We start from the raw sequence: 18,791 nt of genomic DNA, 5'->3' as shown, positions 1-18,791 counted from the left end.
CCATCTCTTCCGACGGCGAAAGCCGCGCGATGAACGGCGCCGAGAAGGCGGCCGTCATGATGCTCGCCCTCGGCGACCGCTACGGCGGCCCCATCTGGAAGCTGCTCGACGAGATCGAGATCAAGCAACTGTCCGTCGCCATGTCCAAGCTCGGGCCGATCACCCCGAGCATGCTCGACGACCTGATGATCGAGTTCGTTACCCGCGTCTCGTCCTCCGGCGCCCTTCTCGGCAACTACGACACCACCGAGCGCCTGCTGCTCGCCGTGCTGCCGCAGGACAAGGTCAACGCCATCATGGACGAGATCCGTGGTCCGGCCGGCCGCAACATGTGGGAGAAGCTCTCCAACGTTCAGGAGAACGTGCTCGCCAACTACCTGAAGAACGAATACCCGCAGACCGTCGCCGTCGTCCTGTCCAAGATCAACTCCGACCACGCGGCGCGCGTCCTGTCCAAGCTGCCCGACGAATTCGCCCTCGAGGTCGTCGACCGCATGCTGAAGATGGAGTCGGTGCAGAAGGACATCCTCGAGAAGGTTGAGCAGACGCTGCGCGTCGAGTTCATGTCGAACCTCACCAACACCCAGCGCCGCGACGCCCACGAGCTGATGGCCGAGATCTTCAACTCCTTCGACCGCAACACCGAGGCCAAGTTCATCGCCGCGCTGGAGGAGCACAACCGCGACGCCGCCGACCGCATCAAGGCGCTGATGTTCACCTTCGACGATCTCGGCAAGCTGGACGCCGGCGCCATCCAGACGCTGCTCCGCCAGGTGGAGAAGGACAAGCTGGCCATGGCGCTGAAGGGCGCCAAGGAAGGCGTGCGCGACTTCTTCTTCGCCAACATGTCGGCCCGCGCCTCGGCCATGCTGAAGGAAGACATGGAGGCCATGGGCGCCGTCCGCCTGCGCGACGTCGACGACGCCCAGGCCGCCCTCATCAATCTCGCCAAGGATCTCGCCGCCAAGGGCGAGATCATGATTTCCAAGAACAAGGGCGAAGACGAACTCGTCATGTGACGAGCCTCTCGCCAAGGAGTATCCGCTGATGGCGGCACCGGCCCGCTTCCTGTTCGACAACGACTTCTCGGCCCCTTCCGGGCGCGCCGATGCCGCGCCTGCGACCGTGATGGTTCCCGAGCCGGAGCATCTTCAGCGCCTCGCCGAGGCGGAAGCCGCCGCCTACGAGCGGGGCCTCGCCGCCGGCCGCGAGACCGCCGAGGCCCAGGCGGCCGACCGAACCGCCCGCGAGGCCATGCGCCTGTCCGACGAGGCGCAGCGCCTCGCCAGCGCCGCCCAGTCCATCCTCGCCGTTCTCGACACCGAGCGGGTGCGCATCGAGGCCGACGCCATGCGCCTTGCCGAGACCGTGGCGATCAAGATCGCCGGCTCGCTGGTCGAGCGGCAGCCGCGCGAGCGCATCCTCGCCCTCCTCGAAGAGTGCTTCGCCCCGCTCCGGGCCGCGCCGCACCTGGTCGTGCGCCTGTCCGACATCGACGCCGAGCCGATCCAGACCGAGTTGCGCCGCCTCGTCGCCGACCGTGGCTTCGAGGGCCGCCTCGTGGTGATGGGCGAGCCGGGCATGGCGCGCGGCGACTGCCGCATCGAATGGGCCGACGGCGGCATCGTGCTCAACCACGCCGCCATTATCGCCGACATCGAGGCGGCGATCGCCCGCCACCTGCCGGCCGAAGAGCCGGCCGATCCCACTTCCATGAGCGGAGCCGCCACATGACCCCCGCCGACGAACCTTCGGGCATCGACCTCGAATCCCACGTCGCCGAGCGCCGGCGCGGCGACGACGGCGACGATCAGGCCGTCACCCGCTCCGCCGCCGAACTGGAGGCGGTGTTCGACGTTCCCGTGCGCGTCTCGGCCATTCTCGGCCGCGCCCGCCTCGGAATCAGCGACCTTTTGCAGCTCGCCCCCGGCTCCGTGCTGGAACTCGACCGCAAGGTGGGCGAAGCTATCGACATCTATGTCAACGACCGCCTTGTCGCCCGTGGCGAAGTGGTGCTGGTCGAAGACAAGCTCGGCGTGACGATGACCGAAATCGTCAAGTCCGACCGCTGACCGGAGACAGTCTCATGCGCCTGCTTATCGTCGGCTCACTCAACGGGCAGCTCACCGCCGCCACCCGCATCGCCATGGACAAGGGTGCCTCGGTGCTGCAGGCCGACACCATCGACACCGCGCTTCGGACGCTGCGCTCGGGGCGCGGCGCCGATCTGGTGATGATCGACGTATCCTTGCCCATCCAGCGGCTGATCACCTCGCTGGAAGAGGAGCGCATCCACGTTCCCGTGGTCGCCTGCGGCATCGCCACCGACGCCAAGGCGGCCGTCGCCGCCATCCGCGCCGGCGCCAAGGAATACATCCCCCTGCCGCCCGACGCCGAGCTGATCGCCGCCGTCCTCGCCGCCGTCACCGCCGACAGCCGCGACCTCGTGGTGCGCGACGAGGCGATGCAGGCGGTGCTGAAGCTCGCCGATCAGGTGGCCGGCAGCGAGGCGTCGATCCTGATCACCGGCGAAAGCGGCACCGGCAAGGAAGTGCTGGCCCGCTACGTCCACCGCAAGTCGGCCCGCGTCGACAAGCCCTTCGTCTCCGTCAACTGCGCCGCCATTCCGGAGAACCTTCTGGAATCGGAACTGTTCGGCCACGAGAAGGGCGCGTTTACCGGCGCCGTCGCCCGGCGCGTCGGCAAGTTCGAGGAAGCCTCCGGCGGCACGCTGCTGCTCGACGAAATTTCCGAAATGGACGTCCGCCTGCAGGCCAAGCTCTTGCGCGCCATCCAGGAACGGGTGATCGACCGCGTCGGCGGCGGCAAGCCTGTGCCGGTGGACATCCGCATCATCGCGACGAGCAACCGCAACCTCACCGACGCCGTCAAGGAAGGCCGCTTCCGCGAAGACCTTCTCTACCGCCTCAACGTCGTCAACCTGAAGATTCCCGCCCTGCGCGACCGCCCGGCCGACATCCTGGCGCTGGCCGAGCATTTCGGCCGCAAGTACGCCGAGATCAACGGCATGCCGGAGCGGCCGCTCTCCTCCGACGCCAAGCGCGAGCTGATCGCCGCCCGCTGGCCGGGCAACGTCCGCGAGCTGGAAAACACCATCCACCGCGCCGTACTGCTCGCCAGTGGCGTCGAGATCGGCGTCGAGGCCATCCGCTCGCCGGACGGCGCCCGCATGGAAGGCAACGTCACCGTGCCGCGCTCGACCGACCCGGCCGCCCGCGCCGCCCAGACGGCGGAAGCGGTGACCCGCGCCCTCGTCGGCCGCACCGTCGCCGAGGTGGAGCGCGATCTCATCCTCGACACGCTCGACCACTGCCTCGGCAACCGCACCCACGCCGCCAAAATCCTCGGCATCTCCATCCGCACGCTTCGCAACAAGCTCAACGAATACGAGGCGGAGGGCATCGACGTGCCCGATCCGGGGACGAGCCGCATCGCGACCGCGTAGTCATCCCGGACCTTGACGGGCGCGGAGCAACAATCGCGGGCCTTCCCGGTGAATTGAGAGACACCGGGAGGGCCCTATCTTTGCCTGACCGGTTTCCGCCTCGGCAACAACCGCATTGAAATCACCCACCGTCCGGTTATGCATAGGCGGCGCAACCGAACCCCGAGACCGATGTGAAACCGCGCACGACAATCCGTGACGTTGCCAGGAAGGCCGGCGTGTCCGTCGGCACGGTGTCGCGGGTCGTCAACGGGCATCCGTCGGTCACCGAGGCCAAGAAGCGCATCGTCAACGAGGTCATCGCCGAGCTGGGCTTCCGGCCGGACGCCGCCGCCCAGAGCCTGAGGCGCGGCACCAATCGGACGCTCGGCGTCGTCATCCCCGACCTGCGCAACCCCTTCTTCGCCGACCTGATGCAGCACCTCGAATTGCGCGCCAAGGAGCGCGGCTACAGCGTGCTGTTCGCCAGCTCCGACGAGCAGGTCGACAGCGAGGCGGCCCTGATCGCCAACCTCGCCCGCAGCAAGGTCGAGGGCGTGGTGGTGGTGCCGAGCAACCGCGCCACCTCGATCGCCAATCCCGATGGCCTGCGCTTGGTCGTCGTCGATCGGCGCCTTGCCGGTCATCCCTTCGTCGCCGCCGACCACCGCGCCGGGGCGCGCATGGCGACCGAGCACCTCGTGTCGCTCGGCCACCGACGCATCGCCTGCATCTCCGGCCCCGAGAACTCCTTCGTCGCCCGCGAGCGGCTCGCCGGCTTCATGGACGTAATGGCGTCCCGCCTCGCCGAAGCCGGTCTCGACCCCGCCGCCTGGATCGTCTCGGCGCCGTTCAACTACGAGGGCGGGCGCGAGGCGGCCAAGACGCTGCTCGCCGAGGACGGCTTGAGACCGACGGCGGTGTTCGCCTGCTCCGACCAGCAGGCCATCGGCGTGCTGCGCGCCGCTTTCGACCGCCGCATCGCCATACCCGGCGAGTTGTCGGTCGTCGGCTTCGACGGCATCCTGATCTCCGATCTGGTGGTGCCGCGCGTGACGACCGCCGTCCAGCCGGTCGCCGCGATCGCCAAATGCGCCATCGATCTGTTGATCGGCGGCGAGCCGCTCGACGCCGACGCGAGCTACATCTTCCCCTGCGTCATGGCGCTGCGCGAAACCTGCGCTTCACCCTCCTAAAATCGTCCCATCAAAGCGAAGTCTGTTTGCCTGGCAGCGTATATCGCTGTTAATAAACGGTATTTTCTACGCACTCAACTTTGGTCGGAATGTCGCCTCTCGTCTTGATGCGGTTGTTCTATACTGGTAGCGTCATTTGGAAACGTTTCATCGGGCCGGTACATTGGGTCCGGCTCAAAGAAAACGTTCGCTTGGGAGGGTAAAATGACTTCATTTTCTTCGGACGGGCGGAGTCTGTCTGGCGTAAGCCGTCGCCGGTTGCTGCTGGCCGGCGCCGCCGGTTCGCTGGTTCTGGTCTCGGGCGTCACTCCGGTATTCGCTGAGGCCAAGAAGCCCAAGGTCGGCCTCGTCATGAAGTCGCTCGCCAACGAGTTCTTCAAGCAGATGCAGGCCGGCGCCGAGAAGTATGCGGCGGAGAACGCCGACAAGTTCGACTTCAAGGCCGTCGGCATGAAGGACGAGCGCGACTTCGCCGCCCAGGTCGACGCCGTCGAGAACTTCGTGACCCAGAAGTACGACATCATCGTCGTCGCCCCGGCCGACTCCAAGGCCATGGTCACCCCGCTCGCCAAGGCCGTGAAGGCCGGCGTCGCCGTCATCAACATCGACGTCGAACTTGACCAGGAAGCCAAGAAGAAGGCCGGCATCGACCTCGCCTTCTTCGGCCCCGACAACCGCGAAGGCGCGCTCCTTGCCGGTACCGCGCTGGCCAAGGACCTCGGCGAAGGCGGCAAGGTGGTCATCCTCGAAGGCAACCCCGAGGCCGACAACGCCCAGCAGCGCAAGAAGGGCTTCGACGACGCCGTCGCCGCCGGCAAGCTGCAGTTGCTCGACAGCAAGACGGCCCATTGGGAGACCGAGGAAGCCAACACGCTGATGACCAACTTCCTCACCAAGTACAACGACATCCAGGGCGTCATGGCCGCCAACGACTCCATGGCTCTCGGCGTCGTCAAGGCGCTCGACAGCGCCGGACTCTCCGGCAAGATCAAGGTGGTCGGCTTCGACAACATCCCGGCCGTGCAGCCGTTGATCAAGGACGGCAAGATGCTGGCGACTGTCGAGCAGTACGGCGCCCAGATGGCCGCCATGGGCATCGAGTACGGCCTGCGCCAGATGGCGGGCGAGACGTTCACCGGCTGGGTCAAGACCGACATCAAGCTGATCACCGCCGCCGATCTCTGATCGGTCGGAACCGGCTTCGATCCGGCACGGGGCACCCCGCGCCGGATCCTCCCCTGCCGCGCCGAAGCATTCAGGGCAGTTCTCGTCATGACCACAGATCCCCATGAAGTGGCGCCGGTTCTCGAAGCCGATGCCGCCGCGCGGCACAATCAGGATGCCGGCCCCATCCTGAGGCTTCAGGGCGTCGGCAAGCGCTTTCCGGGCGTCGTCGCCCTGCGCAACGTCAGCTTCGACATCCAGCGCGGCGAGGGCCACGTGCTGCTCGGCGAGAACGGCGCCGGCAAGTCGACGCTGATCAATCTGCTCGGCGGCCTGTTTCCGCCCGACGAGGGCAGCATCTGGTTCAACGGCGCGCCCTACAGCCCCGCCTCGCCATTGGAGGCCTTTTCCAAGGGCATCCGCGTCGTCCACCAGGAGCTCAATCTTCTCTCCAACCTGACGGTCGCCGAGAACCTCTTGTTCGAGCATCTGCCGAGCCGGCGCGGCCTCGTGAACTACCGCGAGATGAACCGTCGCGCCGCCGAACTGCTCGCCGAAGTCGGCCTCGACATTTCGCCTTCGACCGTGGTGAGCCGGCTCGGCGTCGCGCAGATGCAGCTGATCGAGATCGCCAAGGCTCTCGCCCACGAGAGCAAGCTCCTGGTGCTCGACGAGCCGACGGCGACGCTGACCTCCAAGGAGGTCGACCGCCTGTTCGAGATCCTGCATCGCCTCAAGGAACGCAAGGTCACCACGCTCTACATCTCCCACCGCCTGCAGGAGATCTACGAGGTGGGCGACCGCGTCACCGTGCTGCGCGACGGCCAGCACGTGACCACCGAACCGCTCAAGGGCCTCGCCATTCCCGACATCGTGCGCCTGATGGTCGGCCGCACCGTCACCGACCAGGGCGTCTTCCGCGAGGACATCAAGCCCACCGGCGAGGCGCTCGCCGTCGAGGGGCTTCGCCTGACGGAGACGAGCCCGCCGATCGACTTCTCGGTGCGCAACGGCGAGATCGTCGGCATCGCCGGCCTCGTGGGCAGCGGCCGGACCGAGGCTGTCAGGGCGATCTTCGGCGCCGATCCCAAGGCTTCCGGCACCATCCGCGTCAATGGCCGCCCCGTCGCCATCGCCTCGCCCAAGGAGGCCGTGGCCGCCGGCATCTGCCTGATGACCGAGGACCGCAAGCAGCAGGGCCTTCTGCTCGAAATGAGCTGCGCCGAGAACATCACCATCACCGATCTCAAGCGGCTGTCGCGCAAGGGGCTGCTCGACCGCGCCATGGAGAACGCCGCGTCGGAGCGGCTGGTCGCCGGGCTGCGCGTCAAGACGCCGACCATCTTCCAGAAGGTCGGCACCTTCTCCGGCGGCAACCAGCAGAAGGTGGTGATCGCAAAGTGGCTTTATCGTGGATCGAGCGTGCTGATCTGCGACGAGCCGACGCGCGGCATCGACGTGGGCGCCAAGGTGGAAATCTACGAGCTGATGGGTCAGCTCGCCGCCGAGGGAAAGGGCATCCTCGTGGTGTCCTCGGACCTGCCGGAGCTGATGTCCATCTGCCACCGCATCCTGGTCTTCTCCAACGGGCGCCTTGCCGGCGAAGTGCCGCGCGCCGAGTTCGACCAGAACCGCATTCTCTCGCTTGCCTATGAGGAGTATGGACGTGTCCGAGGGAACTGAAAGCGCCGGCGAGCGCAAGACGGCAACCGTGTGGGACAATTTCCTGCGCATCTCGATGCGCGAGGCGGGCGTCGCCATCGCGCTGGTGATCATCGTGCTGTTCTTCTCGGCCACGGCGCCCTATTTCGCGACGCCCGAGAACTTCCTGAAGATCTTCGTGCAGATCGCCATCAACACCGTGCTGGCCGCCGGCATGACCTTCGTCATCCTGACCGGCGGCATCGACCTGTCGGTCGGTTCGGTGCTGGCGCTCTGCACCGTGGTCGGCGCCACCATCATGGTGCGCGAGGACCTGTCGCCGTGGATGTCGATCCCGCTGGCGCTGCTGGCCTGCATGGCGACGGGGGCTGCCTGCGGCGCCATCAACGGCTGGGTCTGCGAGAAATGGAAGCTGCCGTCGTTCATCGTGACGCTCGGCATGCTCAACGTCGCCAGCGGCCTCGCCCGCGTCGTCTCCGACAACTCCACCATCACCGGCCTGCCCCAGCCCTTCGTCGATTTCGGCAACCAGATCTACTTCGGCGTTCTGCCGTCGATCTTCCTGATCGCCATCATCGTCATCCTGATCGGCTGGTTCATCCTGCGCTTCACCGTGTTCGGCCGCTTCGTCTTCGCCATCGGCACCAACGAGGAAGCGGTGCGCCTGTCCGGCCACAATCCGCGCATCTTCAAGATCGCCGTATTCACCATCAGCGGGCTGACCGCCGGCATCGCCGCCATGGTGTTCCTCCTGCGTCTCAACGTCGGCAGCCCGATCGCCGGCATCGGCTACGAGCTCAACGCCATCGCGGCGGTGATCATCGGCGGCACGTCGCTGTCGGGCGGCAAGGGCTCGATCATCGGCACGCTGGTCGGCGCCTGCATCCTTCAGGTGCTGGCAACGGGCCTGCAGCTGCTCGGCGCCGAGGACAACGTCAAGCCGATCGTCATCGGCACGGTCATCGTGCTGGCCGTGGTGCTCGACACCTACCGCAACCGCTATCTGCGCAAGTTGGAAGCGCGCTGACCCACGCCGTTCACGCGCGCTTCAGCTCGGCGTTCTCCTTGTGAAGCGTCAGAAGCTGCTTGAACGGTCCGTCGACATAGGCCTCGAACGTCGGCAGCTGCGACGGCGAAGGCCCACCCTCGGCCACGAAATGGGCGATGATGTCGTCCGATTCCGTCATGTAGCTGTCGCCGAGGCGCAGCGTCGGATAGCTGACCTTGGCAACATGGGGCGCCAGCTCTTCCTTCATGGCGTCTTCCTCCTCGGGCGTCCGGCTCTCGCGCAGAGTGACGGTGTCGAGAAGGCCGGCCTCCAGCAGATAGAGCCGGACCTTCAGGCTGAACGGACAGGTATGCTTGACGAACAGAATGGGATTTTCCGAAATGAGCGACATGGCGGTCTCCTGGCTTGACCGAGGGAAACCGCCTTGTCGTGCTTAAGTTCCAGTCGCGATGCCGCCGTTCGCCTTTGCATCAGCCCGAGGAGGCCCATCTGGAGTTCCGAACAGACCCCTTTCCCACCGAGGCCGACATCGAGCCCCTCTGGCGCACCGCCTGGGGTAGCCCACCGCAGCCCCGCTTTGCCGACATCCTGCCGCGCTCCCTTGGCCACGTCGGCGCCTATGACGGCGACGCGCTCGTCGGCTTCGTCAACATCGCCTGGGATGGCGGCGTTCACGCCTTCATCCTCGATACCTGCGTCCATCCGGATTATCGCCGGCAGGGCATCGCGACGCGTCTCGTAAACGAGGCGGAGCGGCTCGCCCGGCTGCGCGGCGCCCACTGGCTGCACGTCGATTTCGAGCCCCACCTCGAGACCTTCTATCGCGGCTGCGGCTTTCGCCCGACCGCCGCCGGGCTGATCGATCTCGGAGAAAGTCGAGGGAGCCCATCATGACGGTTCGTGGGCGGACCGAGCCGGAAGGTATCGCCCTGCCGTCGTCGGTGGCGGCAGTGGTGGACCGCTACCTCGCCCATCTTGCGGCCCATAAGGTCGACTTCCTGCGCGGGGTGTATCTTCTCGGCTCGGTCGCCCTCGGTGACTATCAGGACGATCGCAGCGACGTCGATTTTGCCGCTGTGACGGATCACCCGTTAGGCGACGAGGAGATTGCCGTCCTCGTCCGCGTTCACGCGGCGATGACGGGTTCACCCTGCTTCGACGGCTTCTACATCGCGGCAGACCGTCTTGCCGAGATGCCGAACTCCGATCTCGTCATGGCCTTCGTGCAGGACGGTCAGTTTCGCATCGGCCCGTCATTTGAGGCCAATCCCGCCACCTGGCATCTCTGGACTCGGCATGGAGTTGTCTTGAAGGGACCGCCAGCCGACGAACTCGGTCTGATCCTCAATGACGTGGCGCTCCGTCGCTTCGAGACCGCCAATCTCGGAACCTACTGGCGCGACTGGATTGGCCGTATGCGTGCCTTGATGTCGGCAAGCACGACGACCGACTCTGCCGATGCCGGTATCGTCGCCTGGGGCGTTCTCGGCGTGGCCCGCATTGCCTGTGCGCTCGCGACCGGCCACATCGTCTCCAAGACCGACGCCGGCCGTTGGGCCCTGACGGAATGCGAAGGACAGGACTCGAAAATCCTGGAGACGGCATTGGCCGCGCGGCGTGGCGAAATACGCACCGTAAGCGTCGACGCGGTTTTGGAGGCCCTGGCTTTCATGGAAGAAATGATCGAAGGAGCGGGTTCCCAGGCGGAATGAGATCTGTTGCCCCCGTCGATCGCATTTGTCGACCTCCCGTCCGGTGATCGCGGAGCACTTGAGAAGCTGCGTCGAACATCACCAACGTATTGCTTGCCAATATCGAGGCGGGCCAGAAGAATGACCGACGAGTCGATTCCGATATCGACGACGAACGTTGGAAGACCAGGGGGCCGGAAATGTTCAAGCGCTTCATCATCAATCCGCCGGTCTTCTTCGGCTCGGTCATCATCATCGCCATTTTTCTGGCCGTCGGCGTCATCTTTCCCAACCGATCGGGTGCGATCTTCAGTGGCTTGCAAGCGAGCATTCTCGGCGCCTTCGGCTGGCTCTACCTGCTGTCGGTCGGCATCTTCCTGATCGCCGTGCTGCTGCTCTGTCTGGGCCGCTACGGACGATTGAAGCTCGGCCCCGACAACTCGACGCCCGACTTCCGCTTCGTGTCCTGGATCGCCATGCTGTTCGCCGCCGGCATGGGCATCGGCCTGATGTTCTACGCCGTCGGCGAGCCGATGACGCATTTCATGGCGCCGCCCACCGCCGAGCCACGCTCGATCGCCGCCATGCGCGAGGCGATGAGCGTCACCTTCTTCCACTGGGGCATCCATGCCTGGGCGATCTACGCCGTCGTAGGCCTGTCGCTGGCCTACTTCGGCTACCGCTACAATCTGCCGCTAACCATCCGCTCGGGCCTCTATCCGCTCTTGAAGGAACGCATCAACGGACCGATCGGCCACGCCGTCGACATCTTCGCCATCGTCGGCACCGTCTTCGGCATCGCCACCTCGCTCGGCCTCGGCGTTTCGCAGATCAACGCCGGCCTCAACTATCTGCTCGGCGTCGAGGTCGGCCTTGCCGTCCAGCTGCCGCTGATCGCCGTCATCACCGGTCTGGCGACGGTGTCTGTCGTCAGCGGCCTCGACAGGGGCGTGCGCATCCTCTCGGAGACCAACCTCGTTCTCGCGCTGCTGCTGATGGTCTTCGTGCTGGCGGTCGGCCCGACCAACCTGATATTCCGCGACTTCGTGCAGAATCTCGGGCTCTATCTCGACACGCTGGTCCTGCGCACCTTCAACATCTACGCCTACGAGCCGACGCCCTGGATCGACGCCTGGACGCTGTTCTACTGGGCCTGGTGGATTTCCTGGTCGCCCTTCGTCGGCATGTTCATCGCCCGCATCTCGCGCGGGCGCACCGTGCGCGAGTTCGTCACCGCCGTCCTGTTCATTCCCGCCGGCTTCACCTTCTTCTGGATGACGGTGTTCGGCAACACCGGCATCTTCATCGACACCGGCGTCGCCGCCGGCGATCTCGGCCGGGCGATCGCCGCCGACGTCTCGGTCGGCCTCTTCCACTTCTTCGAGTATCTGCCGTTCTCCGGCCTGACCTCGACGCTGGCCATCCTCCTCGTCGCCGTGTTCTTCGTCACCTCCTCCGACTCCGGCTCGCTGGTCGTGGACTCGATCGCCGCAGGCGGCGAGACGCAGACCACCATCGGCCAGCGCATCTTCTGGTGTGCGATGGAAGGCATCGTCGCCGCATCCCTGCTCGTGGCGGGCGGCCTCGGCGCGCTGCAGTCGGCCACCGTCGCCAGCGCCCTGCCCTTCACCTTCGTCATGCTGGCGCTGGTCTGGTCGCTGTTCGTCGGCATGCGCGCCGACCTCGCCCAGCAGGCGCACCGCGTGTCCTTCCCCACCGCCCAGCCGGCGGCGGGCGTCACCTGGCAGCGCCGCCTCGGCCTCATCCTGCACGCGCCGACCGAGACCGAGGTGCGCCGCTTCATGGCCAGCGACGTCAGGCAGGCGCTCACTCAGGTGGCCCGTGAGCTGTCGGAGCGAGGTCGCGAGACGGTGGTGGTCGACGAGGAGAACGGCGCCATAGCCTTGCGCTCGCCGGCCGAAGGCGTGCGCGACTTCGTCTACGGCGTCAGCCTTCACGCCAAGCGGCTGGCCAGCTTCTCGCCGCTCGATACCAGCAAGCCGGAGTATCGATACGAGGCGCGCACCTACTTCTCCAGCGGCGGCAGCGGCTACAACGTCACCAACATGTCGCGCGACCAGCTGATCGCCGACATCCTGGTGCAGTTCGAGCGCTACCTTCACCTTGTGCGGTCGCCGGAGGTGCAGCTCGTGCAGGGCGCGCCGGAGCACGAGAACGGGCATTGAAGGCGCGCCTCGCGGAGCTGATCATGCCGATGGACGCAGAGACGCGCATGCGGCCCGTTTCGAAGGCGCGCAGCCTCATCGACTCGCAACATGAGTGAACTACTCGTCCGCCCGGCCCGTGCCGAGGACGAGGCCGCCCTCGGCGCCCTCAAGCTCCGGTCGTCACTGGCCTGGGGCGATCACGTCGAGGAACTGCGGGCACTCCCCGAAGCCCGACAGGTTCCGCTCGCCCATATGCCGCATGTCATCGTCGCGGAACTCGCGGGGACGATCGTCGGCTTTGCAACGGTGCTCGGCGGCAAGGACGGCGGCGAGGCCGAGCTGGAGGATCTGTTCGTCGCACCCGAGCAATGGCGAGCGGGCGTTGGCAGCGCGCTACTGGTCGAAGCCGAGCGACGTGCCATGGACGGCGGCGCGCGCGTCCTGCATGTCGTCGCCGGCGAGCGAGCCCGTTCCTTCTACGAGACATCGGGATTTCGTTTTGCCGGAACGGTCGCGACGGCATTCGAGCCGGCGGCCGAACTCCGCAAGACGCTCGGCGACCGTCGTCGCGTCCGCACTCCACGGACCGACCGGCGATGATCTGAGCGGGCCTCGGCGTCGACAAGGCGCAGATGATGGCCCCAATCCCTAGCCACGAGAGAACCGCTCACACCTTCGTCGCAGGCCAGGTCCGCTCCGCGCGCTCATGGAGCCATACCTTTGGAACTCCAAGCAAAAGAGCGTTGGCCGGACCGCGCACGCATGCTAGCGTGCAACAGGATCGCTCCAGTTGTGGAGGTTGCCCGGAACGCCATGGACACACCCCGGTTGGAGGCTCTGGTCGGCGCCGCCGTATTCGTCGGAATGTGTTGCGCACCCGCTGCCGCGCATCGACCCTACTTTTCCCAGCCCGAGGCCATTTCCGCCGAGGGATACTCCACCGTCGAGCTCAAGCTCCTTCACGGCGACGGTGTCCTTTTCGCCGATCCCATTCGGGCGGTTGTCGTCGGGCAGGATGGGGAGCTGCTTGCCGCCTCGCCGCAATCGCCGGCTCTGCAACTCTCGTGCGACGACGCGATGGGTCAATGCCTCGTCTATGACGAACTCGCTTTCACGATCTACGAGCCGGCGGCGGACAAGTGGCAAGCCAGGGGCCTTGTCGAACAGGACGGCGAACCCCAGCGTTTCCCCGAGGATATCGAGGCCGACTTCGGCTTTGACGCGCGGCGGGCCACCCTCTCGGAAATCGTCCGGTTCGAAGCCGCCGGCCTCGCATCGTCCTGGATGACGACCGTCTTCGCACTTGCCTGGTGGACGGCGTTCTGCCTACTCCTGCTGACCGTCGGCCGCGATGCTTTCGGCAAGGCGCGCCGGCTGACGATCCGCGCGATCGTCAGCCTCCTGGCGCGAACCGCCGCGGCCCTCATGATGATACCGCTGGCCACCTATGCCTGGCTGCTGGCGCCCTACTCCGTCGTCTATCTGGCCGTGGTCATGACGGCGGGGGCGGCGGTGGCCCTGCCCATCGCCTTTCGCCGTCGCGAGGTGGCAACCCAATAAGTCTCCGCCCCGGCTTGATGCCGGGGCGGACCGTCCAGAGCCCGTCCGGCAAACCCAGGTTCGCCAACGAGCTCTAGGCTCTTTGTCTTCACGCAGCTCCGGACGCAAAACCGGTGGCTACTTTTGCGGGATCTGCTTTGGCTCAGCGCTTGGCCGGCTTGTCCTTCACGATCGAGCGAACCATGCGGCCGAAGGCTCGGTCGCGTTCGCGCCGCTCGGCAAGGCTGGCCGAGTTGAAGGCTTCCTCGCGCTGGAGTTTCTGCCAGCGTTTGAGCCGCGCCTCGTCGATCTCGCCCGAAGCGATGGCCGCGCGCACGGCACAGCCCGGCTCGTCCTCGTGACGGCAATCGCTGAAGCGGCAGCGCGCCGAGAGTTCGGTGAGGTCGGCGAACACCTCGGCGATGCCCTCGGCGGCGTCGGTCAGCTGCAGCTCGCGCATGCCCGGCGTGTCGAGCACGGCATAGCCTTCCGGCAGCACGTAGAGATGCCGGCCGGTGGTGGTGTGCCGCCCCCGGTCGTCGTCCTCTCGGATGCCACCGGTCGCCGCGGTCGTCCGCCCCGACAGGGCGTTGACCAGCGTCGACTTGCCGACGCCCGACGAGCCGAGAAAGGCGACGGTGCGCCCCGGCTTGCACCAGGGGGCGAGCTTCTCCTTCGGCTCGGAACCGAGCGCATCGAGCACCACCACGGGAACCGGCATCGGCGCCGCCACCGACACCTCCTCCGCCGCCGCCGCGAAGCCCTGGGGATCATCGGTCAGGTCGGCCTTGGTCGCCACGATCACCGGTTCGACGCCGGCCTCGAAGGCCAGCGCGACATAGCGTTCGAGGCGCGCGACGTTGAAGTCGCGGTTGCAGGAGGTGACGACGAACACCGTGTCGACGTTGGCGGCGATCAGCTGCACCTCGCGGCCGGTGCCGGCCGCCCGGCGTCGAAACAGGCTCTTGCGAGTGAGAAGCCGGCTGGCGCCGGGGCGAGCGGCGTCATGCAGCAACCAGTCGCCGACGGTGGCGTCGGCGCGTGGCGGCAGCGCCGCCTGGAGACCGTCGCCCTCGACGCGGAGGCCGCTGCGCTCCACCGAGGTGACGCGCACCGGCGGGGTGCGGGAGAGATCGTCGACGCCCACCTGTTGGGCGAAGTGGCTGGTCCAGCCGAGCCTCTCGAGACCGGTCGGCGTGTGTATGCGGGAACCGCCCGTGAGGGACGGCATGAAGCGGGAATAGTCCCGTGCCATTGCGGTAGGCTTTCCAAGTTGATCGGCCGTGGGCGCAGTGCCCCGGCGCATCACTGTCATTTTGGGAAAAGCGCAAGCCTCCACGCGCCCGCGTTCTCCGCCGGGCGGCATCAGGTGGATCGAACTTGCGAGGGGAGGACCTTTGGCCTCCCCGCCTTACCGGGGCATACAGCCTCCATGAGGCAACCCGGACGAGAACCTCGTCCCACAAGTTGCGTCAAAGCGAAAGGATCGAACCTGCCCAGCGAACCCGTATCGCCGGACTTGTCCTGTGAAACGGCCGGAAAATACGCCTGCCGGCCGTTTCTGTCAAAGCATGAAGGCCGCCCTTAGCCAACCAGCCGGGCCGGCGGCTCCTCGCTCGCCATGCCGGCGAGCGCGCCTTCCTCGCCGGCCGAACGGGCCAGCGTTCTCACCACGTCTTCGAGACCGACCCGTCCGACGACGGCGCCGTTGGCATCGGTGACGTCGGCAAACGACAGCCTGGCCTCGACGAGCCGCAGCGCCGCGTCGGCGAGCGGCAGCGACCCGGAGATCCGCAGGGCGGCCGGCGGCCCCGACACCGATCTCGCCAGCGCTCCGACCTTGACGACGCGGCCGCGATTGACCTGCCGCACGAAGTCCTCGACGTAGGGCGTCGCCGGCGACAGGACGATGTCCTCCGGCTTGCCCTGCTGCACCAGTTCTCCATCCTGCATGATGGCGACCCGGTCGCCGATCCTGAGCGCCTCGTCGAGATCGTGGGTGATGAAGACGATGGTCTTCCTCACCTCTTCCTGCAGGTCGAGCAGGATGGCCTGCATGTCGACGCGGATCAGCGGATCGAGCGCCGAGAAAGCCTCGTCCATGAGGAGGATCGGCGCGTCGTTGGAGAGCGCCCGGGCGAGCCCGACCCGCTGCTGCATGCCGCCGGACAGCTGGCTCGGATACTTGTCCTCGAAGCCCGCGAGACCGACGCGGTTGATCCAGTGATGGGCCTCTTCCAACTGCTCGGCCCGGGAAACGCCGCGGATTTCCAGGCCGAACACCACGTTGCCGATCACGGTGCGGTGGGGCAGCAGGGCGAACTTCTGGAACACCATGGCCGTGGAAGCGCGGCGGAAGTTGCGCAGCGCCTTGGGCTTCAGCGCCCGGACATCGGTTCCCTCGACGATCACCTCGCCGGCCGTCGGCTCGATCAGCCGGTTGATGTGGCGGATCAGCGTCGACTTGCCCGAACCGGACAGGCCCATGATCACCTGGATGTGCCCGGCCTCGATGTCGAGCGACACGTTCTTGAGGCCCAGCACGTGGTTGTGCTTTTCGAGCAGGTCGCCCTTGCACATGCCGCCGTCCCGAACCGCCTCGATATAGCGTTCGGGATGCGGACCGAAGATCTTGTAGACGTTGCGGATCTCGATCGAGGTGCTGGACTCAAGCATGTTCGGCCTCGCGATGCTTCTGGAGCCGGCGGCCGAACGCCTGGCTGGTCCGGTCGAAGATGATGGCGATGCCGACGATGGCGAAGCCGTTGAACACGCCGAGCGTGAAATACTGGTTGGCGATGGCCTTCAGCACCGGCTGGCCGAGCCCCTGCACGCCGATCATCGAGGCGACGACCACCATGGACAGGGCGGCCATGATCGTCTGGTTGATACCGGCCATGATGTTCGGCAGCGCCAGTGGCAATTGCACCTTGCGCAGCTTCTGCCAGGTGGAGGCGCCGAAGGCGTCGGCCGCCTCCAGCACGTCGGCATCGACGAGGCGGATGCCGAGGTTGGTGAGGCGGATGATGGGTGGCGCGGCATAGATCACCACGGCGATCAGGCCGGGCACCTTGCCGATGCCGAGCAGCATCACCACGGGGATGAGATAGACGAAGCTCGGCATGGTCTGCATCACGTCGAGCACCGGCAGCATCACGGCGCGCGCCCGGCCGGACCAGGCCATCAGGATGCCGAGCGGGATGCCGATCGCCACCGAGATCAGCGTCGCCACGACGATCATGGCGAGCGTGCGCATGGTGTCTTCCCACATGCCGAAATAGCCGATGACCAGAAGGGCGGCGGCCGCCCCCGCGACCAGGCGCCAGCTGCGGCTGGCGAGATAGACGAGGCCGACGATCACCAGGAGCACCAAGGGCCACGGCGTGGTGACCAGCAAGCGCTCGACGAAGATCAGGAACGTCCTCAGCGGCAGGAAAAAGTCCTCGACGGTGGCGCCGAACTCGCGCGTGAAGGCGCGGAAGCCACCGTCGATGGCTTTCTTGAGAGCTGTGAGCGTGTCGGCATCCATGACCGGAAAACCGTCAAATGACATCATGCGTCGAAGGTCTCCATGTTCGGCGAGGTGGCGCCGCCCCGGAGACGGACGGGGCGGCGCCATGGGAGCCGTCGCCAAGGGGCGACAGCCACGCCAATACCCTCACCGGGATTCGAAAGATCCTGAGGGGGGAAACGGAGCCGAACCGCCGGCCCCGCCTACGCATGCCGGCGCGCCCCGGGCACGCCGGCTTTCAACTCGTGAGGATCAGAGCGCCGCCTTGACCTTCTCGGCGACCTCGGCCGGAACCCACTTGGTCCAGATGTCGGCCTTTTCCTTGAGGAAATAGCGCGCGGCTTCCTCGCCGGTCGCCTGGTTGTCGGTCATCCAGGCCAGCATCTCGTTGACCGGCTCGTTGGTCGGGAAGGCCCGGGTCTTGATGTAGTCGTAGGCCGGCCCCGCCCTGTCGGCGAAGGACTTGGTCACCACGGTGAACACTTCCGACTTGGACCAGGCGTTCTTCTTGGGCTTGTCGCAGTCGGGCACGGTGGTGCAGGACTTCCACTCGGCCTCGTCATAGGGCACGTCGAAGTCCAGGCGGACCAGGTGATACTTGCCGAGAATGGAAGTCGGCGCCCAGTAGTAGCCCAGCCAGGGCTGGTTGCGCTCGAAGGCCTTGGCGATCGATCCGTCGAGACCGGCGGCCGAACCGGGGTCGATCAGGTTGAAGCCGCGCTTCTCCGCGTCGTAGGCCTTGAAGAAGTTGCCGGTGGTGACCTGGCAGTTCCAGCCCGAAGGGCAGCTGTAAACGGCGCCCCGCGAGGGATCCTCCGGGTCAGGGAACAGATCGGGATGGTTGAGCGCGTCGTCGATCGTCTTGATGTCGGGGTGGGCCTCGGCGATGTAGTCGGGGATCCACCATCCCTCGACGCCGCCCTCACCAAGAGCCTCGACCGCATAGACCAGTTTGCCCTCGGCCACCGCCTTGTCGAGCGGTTCGCGCATGGCGTTGATCCAGCCCTCGGGGGCGATATCGGGCTCGCCCTTCTCGGTCATGGAGGCAAAGGTGGGTTGGGTGTCGCCGGGTACGAGATCGACCTCGCAGCCGTAGCCGTTTTCAAGGATGGCCTTATCGAGCCAGGCGATGAGTTCGGCGGACTGCCAGTTCATGTTCGCAATCGTGACGCGTCCGCAGGTGCTGTCCGCCGCGAGCGCCGGAACGAGCGAAGCCGACGCTGCTACGAAAAACGTGGTCGCGAGAAGCTGTTTCATCTTGGTCTCCGGGCTTCGCGTTTCGTTCGGTGCGAATGGTGAGACAGCCCACGACCCCGGACCTCCAAATAGCGGGGCGCCATGCCTTCGGAACTGGGCGTTCAGTCATTCGTCGACGTGCCCGCCACTGCCGAGCACGCGCAGGCAGT

At 66.4% G+C, this 18,791-nt stretch carries 18 protein-coding genes; 13 read left to right on the top strand and 5 right to left on the bottom strand.

Features of this window, described 5'->3' with window-relative positions:
- Positions 1 to 29 precede the first annotated feature (29 nt).
- The 8 genes from fliG (at position 30) to M4J39_RS22100 (ending at position 8,494) form a co-directional block, all read left to right on the top strand.
- Entirely contained in the window at positions 30 to 1,019 is a 990-nt protein-coding gene (gene fliG, locus M4J39_RS22135) for a flagellar motor switch protein FliG (protein ID WP_251730705.1), read from the top strand.
- A 28-nt stretch (positions 1,020 to 1,047) separates the two neighbouring features.
- Positions 1,048 to 1,734: a FliH/SctL family protein gene (locus M4J39_RS22130; protein ID WP_251730671.1), complete on the top strand. Its 687-nt coding sequence runs from the start codon at positions 1,048 to 1,050 to the stop codon at positions 1,732 to 1,734.
- Complete coding sequence (gene fliN, locus M4J39_RS22125) at positions 1,731 to 2,072, top strand: flagellar motor switch protein FliN (RefSeq protein WP_251730670.1); 342 nt, start codon at positions 1,731 to 1,733, stop codon at positions 2,070 to 2,072. Before M4J39_RS22130 ends, fliN begins: the two co-directional genes overlap by 4 nt.
- A 14-nt stretch (positions 2,073 to 2,086) precedes the next feature.
- The gene (locus M4J39_RS22120) at positions 2,087 to 3,466 is read left to right on the top strand and encodes a sigma-54-dependent Fis family transcriptional regulator (RefSeq protein ID WP_251730669.1); all 1,380 of its coding nucleotides are present in this window, start codon (positions 2,087 to 2,089) and stop codon (positions 3,464 to 3,466) included.
- 173 nt (positions 3,467 to 3,639) lie between these two features.
- Positions 3,640 to 4,641, top strand: a complete 1,002-nt coding sequence (locus tag M4J39_RS22115) for a substrate-binding domain-containing protein (protein WP_251730668.1) — start codon at positions 3,640 to 3,642, stop codon at positions 4,639 to 4,641.
- Positions 4,642 to 4,845: 204 nt separating this feature from the next.
- Positions 4,846 to 5,826 (top strand): sugar ABC transporter substrate-binding protein, encoded by a 981-nt coding sequence (locus tag M4J39_RS22110; protein WP_251730667.1) that lies wholly within the window; start codon positions 4,846 to 4,848, stop codon positions 5,824 to 5,826.
- Between the two features lie 87 nt (positions 5,827 to 5,913).
- Entirely contained in the window at positions 5,914 to 7,488 is a 1,575-nt protein-coding gene (locus M4J39_RS22105) for a sugar ABC transporter ATP-binding protein (protein WP_251730666.1), read from the top strand.
- Positions 7,466 to 8,494, top strand: coding sequence for an ABC transporter permease (locus tag M4J39_RS22100; RefSeq protein WP_371875501.1), 1,029 nt, complete (start codon positions 7,466 to 7,468; stop codon positions 8,492 to 8,494). Before M4J39_RS22105 ends, M4J39_RS22100 begins: the two co-directional genes overlap by 23 nt.
- A 10-nt stretch (positions 8,495 to 8,504) precedes the next feature.
- Here M4J39_RS22100 and M4J39_RS22095 read toward each other — a convergent pair whose 3' ends face one another.
- Positions 8,505 to 8,867, bottom strand: a complete 363-nt coding sequence (locus M4J39_RS22095; RefSeq protein WP_251730665.1) for a glutathione S-transferase N-terminal domain-containing protein — start codon at positions 8,865 to 8,867, stop codon at positions 8,505 to 8,507.
- Between the two features lie 98 nt (positions 8,868 to 8,965).
- Between M4J39_RS22095 and M4J39_RS22090 the strand changes: the two genes are divergently transcribed.
- From M4J39_RS22090 to M4J39_RS22070, 5 genes are all read left to right on the top strand, one after another.
- Positions 8,966 to 9,370 (top strand): GNAT family N-acetyltransferase, encoded by a 405-nt coding sequence (locus tag M4J39_RS22090; RefSeq protein WP_251730703.1) that lies wholly within the window; start codon positions 8,966 to 8,968, stop codon positions 9,368 to 9,370.
- Positions 9,367 to 10,188, top strand: coding sequence for an aminoglycoside adenylyltransferase domain-containing protein (locus tag M4J39_RS22085; protein ID WP_251730664.1), 822 nt, complete (start codon positions 9,367 to 9,369; stop codon positions 10,186 to 10,188). The genes M4J39_RS22090 and M4J39_RS22085 overlap by 4 nt, the downstream gene beginning before the upstream one ends.
- Before the next feature lie 179 nt (positions 10,189 to 10,367).
- On the top strand, positions 10,368 to 12,353 hold the full coding sequence (locus tag M4J39_RS22080; RefSeq protein WP_251730663.1) for a BCCT family transporter: 1,986 nt from the start codon (positions 10,368 to 10,370) through the stop codon (positions 12,351 to 12,353).
- A gap of 90 nt (positions 12,354 to 12,443) precedes the next feature.
- On the top strand, positions 12,444 to 12,935 hold the full coding sequence (locus M4J39_RS22075) for a GNAT family N-acetyltransferase (protein ID WP_251730662.1): 492 nt from the start codon (positions 12,444 to 12,446) through the stop codon (positions 12,933 to 12,935).
- A gap of 213 nt (positions 12,936 to 13,148) precedes the next feature.
- The gene (locus M4J39_RS22070) at positions 13,149 to 13,895 is read left to right on the top strand and encodes a hypothetical protein (RefSeq protein WP_251730661.1); all 747 of its coding nucleotides are present in this window, start codon (positions 13,149 to 13,151) and stop codon (positions 13,893 to 13,895) included.
- A 142-nt stretch (positions 13,896 to 14,037) separates the two neighbouring features.
- Here M4J39_RS22070 and rsgA read toward each other — a convergent pair whose 3' ends face one another.
- From rsgA to M4J39_RS22050, 4 genes are all read right to left on the bottom strand, one after another.
- Positions 14,038 to 15,105, bottom strand: a complete 1,068-nt coding sequence (gene rsgA, locus M4J39_RS22065) for a ribosome small subunit-dependent GTPase A (protein WP_251730660.1) — start codon at positions 15,103 to 15,105, stop codon at positions 14,038 to 14,040.
- 353 nt (positions 15,106 to 15,458) lie between these two features.
- Positions 15,459 to 16,550 carry a glycine betaine/L-proline ABC transporter ATP-binding protein gene (locus tag M4J39_RS22060; protein WP_251730659.1) on the bottom strand — a complete coding sequence of 364 codons (1,092 nt, stop codon included), beginning with the start codon at positions 16,548 to 16,550 and terminating at the stop codon, positions 15,459 to 15,461.
- Positions 16,543 to 17,430 (bottom strand): proline/glycine betaine ABC transporter permease, encoded by an 888-nt coding sequence (locus M4J39_RS22055; protein WP_251730658.1) that lies wholly within the window; start codon positions 17,428 to 17,430, stop codon positions 16,543 to 16,545. Before M4J39_RS22055 ends, M4J39_RS22060 begins: the two co-directional genes overlap by 8 nt.
- A gap of 207 nt (positions 17,431 to 17,637) precedes the next feature.
- Positions 17,638 to 18,642 carry an ABC transporter substrate-binding protein gene (locus tag M4J39_RS22050; protein WP_251730657.1) on the bottom strand — a complete coding sequence of 335 codons (1,005 nt, stop codon included), beginning with the start codon at positions 18,640 to 18,642 and terminating at the stop codon, positions 17,638 to 17,640.
- Positions 18,643 to 18,791 lie beyond the last annotated feature (149 nt).

The sequence above is a fragment of the Pleomorphomonas sp. NRK KF1 genome (assembly GCF_023721755.1).
Lineage (GTDB): Bacteria > Pseudomonadota > Alphaproteobacteria > Rhizobiales > Pleomorphomonadaceae > Pleomorphomonas.
This window is presented reverse-complemented; position numbering and strand designations above follow the sequence as displayed.

Excerpts from the sequence above, each read along its gene's own strand:
- M4J39_RS22080 (WP_251730663.1), top strand. The coding sequence starts at position 10,368 with ATGTTCAAGCGCTTCATCATCAATCCGCCGGTCTTCTTCGGCTCGGTC.
- M4J39_RS22120 (WP_251730669.1), top strand. The coding sequence starts at position 2,087 with ATGCGCCTGCTTATCGTCGGCTCACTCAACGGGCAGCTCACCGCCGCC.
- M4J39_RS22110 (WP_251730667.1), top strand. The coding sequence starts at position 4,846 with ATGACTTCATTTTCTTCGGACGGGCGGAGTCTGTCTGGCGTAAGCCGT.
- M4J39_RS22130 (WP_251730671.1), top strand. The coding sequence starts at position 1,048 with ATGGCGGCACCGGCCCGCTTCCTGTTCGACAACGACTTCTCGGCCCCT.
- rsgA (WP_251730660.1), bottom strand. The coding sequence starts at position 15,105 with ATGCCGTCCCTCACGGGCGGTTCCCGCATACACACGCCGACCGGTCTC.
- M4J39_RS22095 (WP_251730665.1), bottom strand. The coding sequence starts at position 8,867 with ATGTCGCTCATTTCGGAAAATCCCATTCTGTTCGTCAAGCATACCTGT.
- M4J39_RS22075 (WP_251730662.1), top strand. The coding sequence starts at position 12,444 with ATGAGTGAACTACTCGTCCGCCCGGCCCGTGCCGAGGACGAGGCCGCC.
- fliN (WP_251730670.1), top strand. The coding sequence starts at position 1,731 with ATGACCCCCGCCGACGAACCTTCGGGCATCGACCTCGAATCCCACGTC.
- M4J39_RS22055 (WP_251730658.1), bottom strand. The coding sequence starts at position 17,430 with ATGATGTCATTTGACGGTTTTCCGGTCATGGATGCCGACACGCTCACA.
- M4J39_RS22060 (WP_251730659.1), bottom strand. The coding sequence starts at position 16,550 with ATGCTTGAGTCCAGCACCTCGATCGAGATCCGCAACGTCTACAAGATC.
- M4J39_RS22070 (WP_251730661.1), top strand. The coding sequence starts at position 13,149 with ATGGACACACCCCGGTTGGAGGCTCTGGTCGGCGCCGCCGTATTCGTC.
- M4J39_RS22050 (WP_251730657.1), bottom strand. The coding sequence starts at position 18,642 with ATGAAACAGCTTCTCGCGACCACGTTTTTCGTAGCAGCGTCGGCTTCG.
- fliG (WP_251730705.1), top strand. The coding sequence starts at position 30 with ATGAACGGCGCCGAGAAGGCGGCCGTCATGATGCTCGCCCTCGGCGAC.
- M4J39_RS22105 (WP_251730666.1), top strand. The coding sequence starts at position 5,914 with ATGACCACAGATCCCCATGAAGTGGCGCCGGTTCTCGAAGCCGATGCC.
- M4J39_RS22085 (WP_251730664.1), top strand. The coding sequence starts at position 9,367 with ATGACGGTTCGTGGGCGGACCGAGCCGGAAGGTATCGCCCTGCCGTCG.
- M4J39_RS22100 (WP_371875501.1), top strand. The coding sequence starts at position 7,466 with ATGGACGTGTCCGAGGGAACTGAAAGCGCCGGCGAGCGCAAGACGGCA.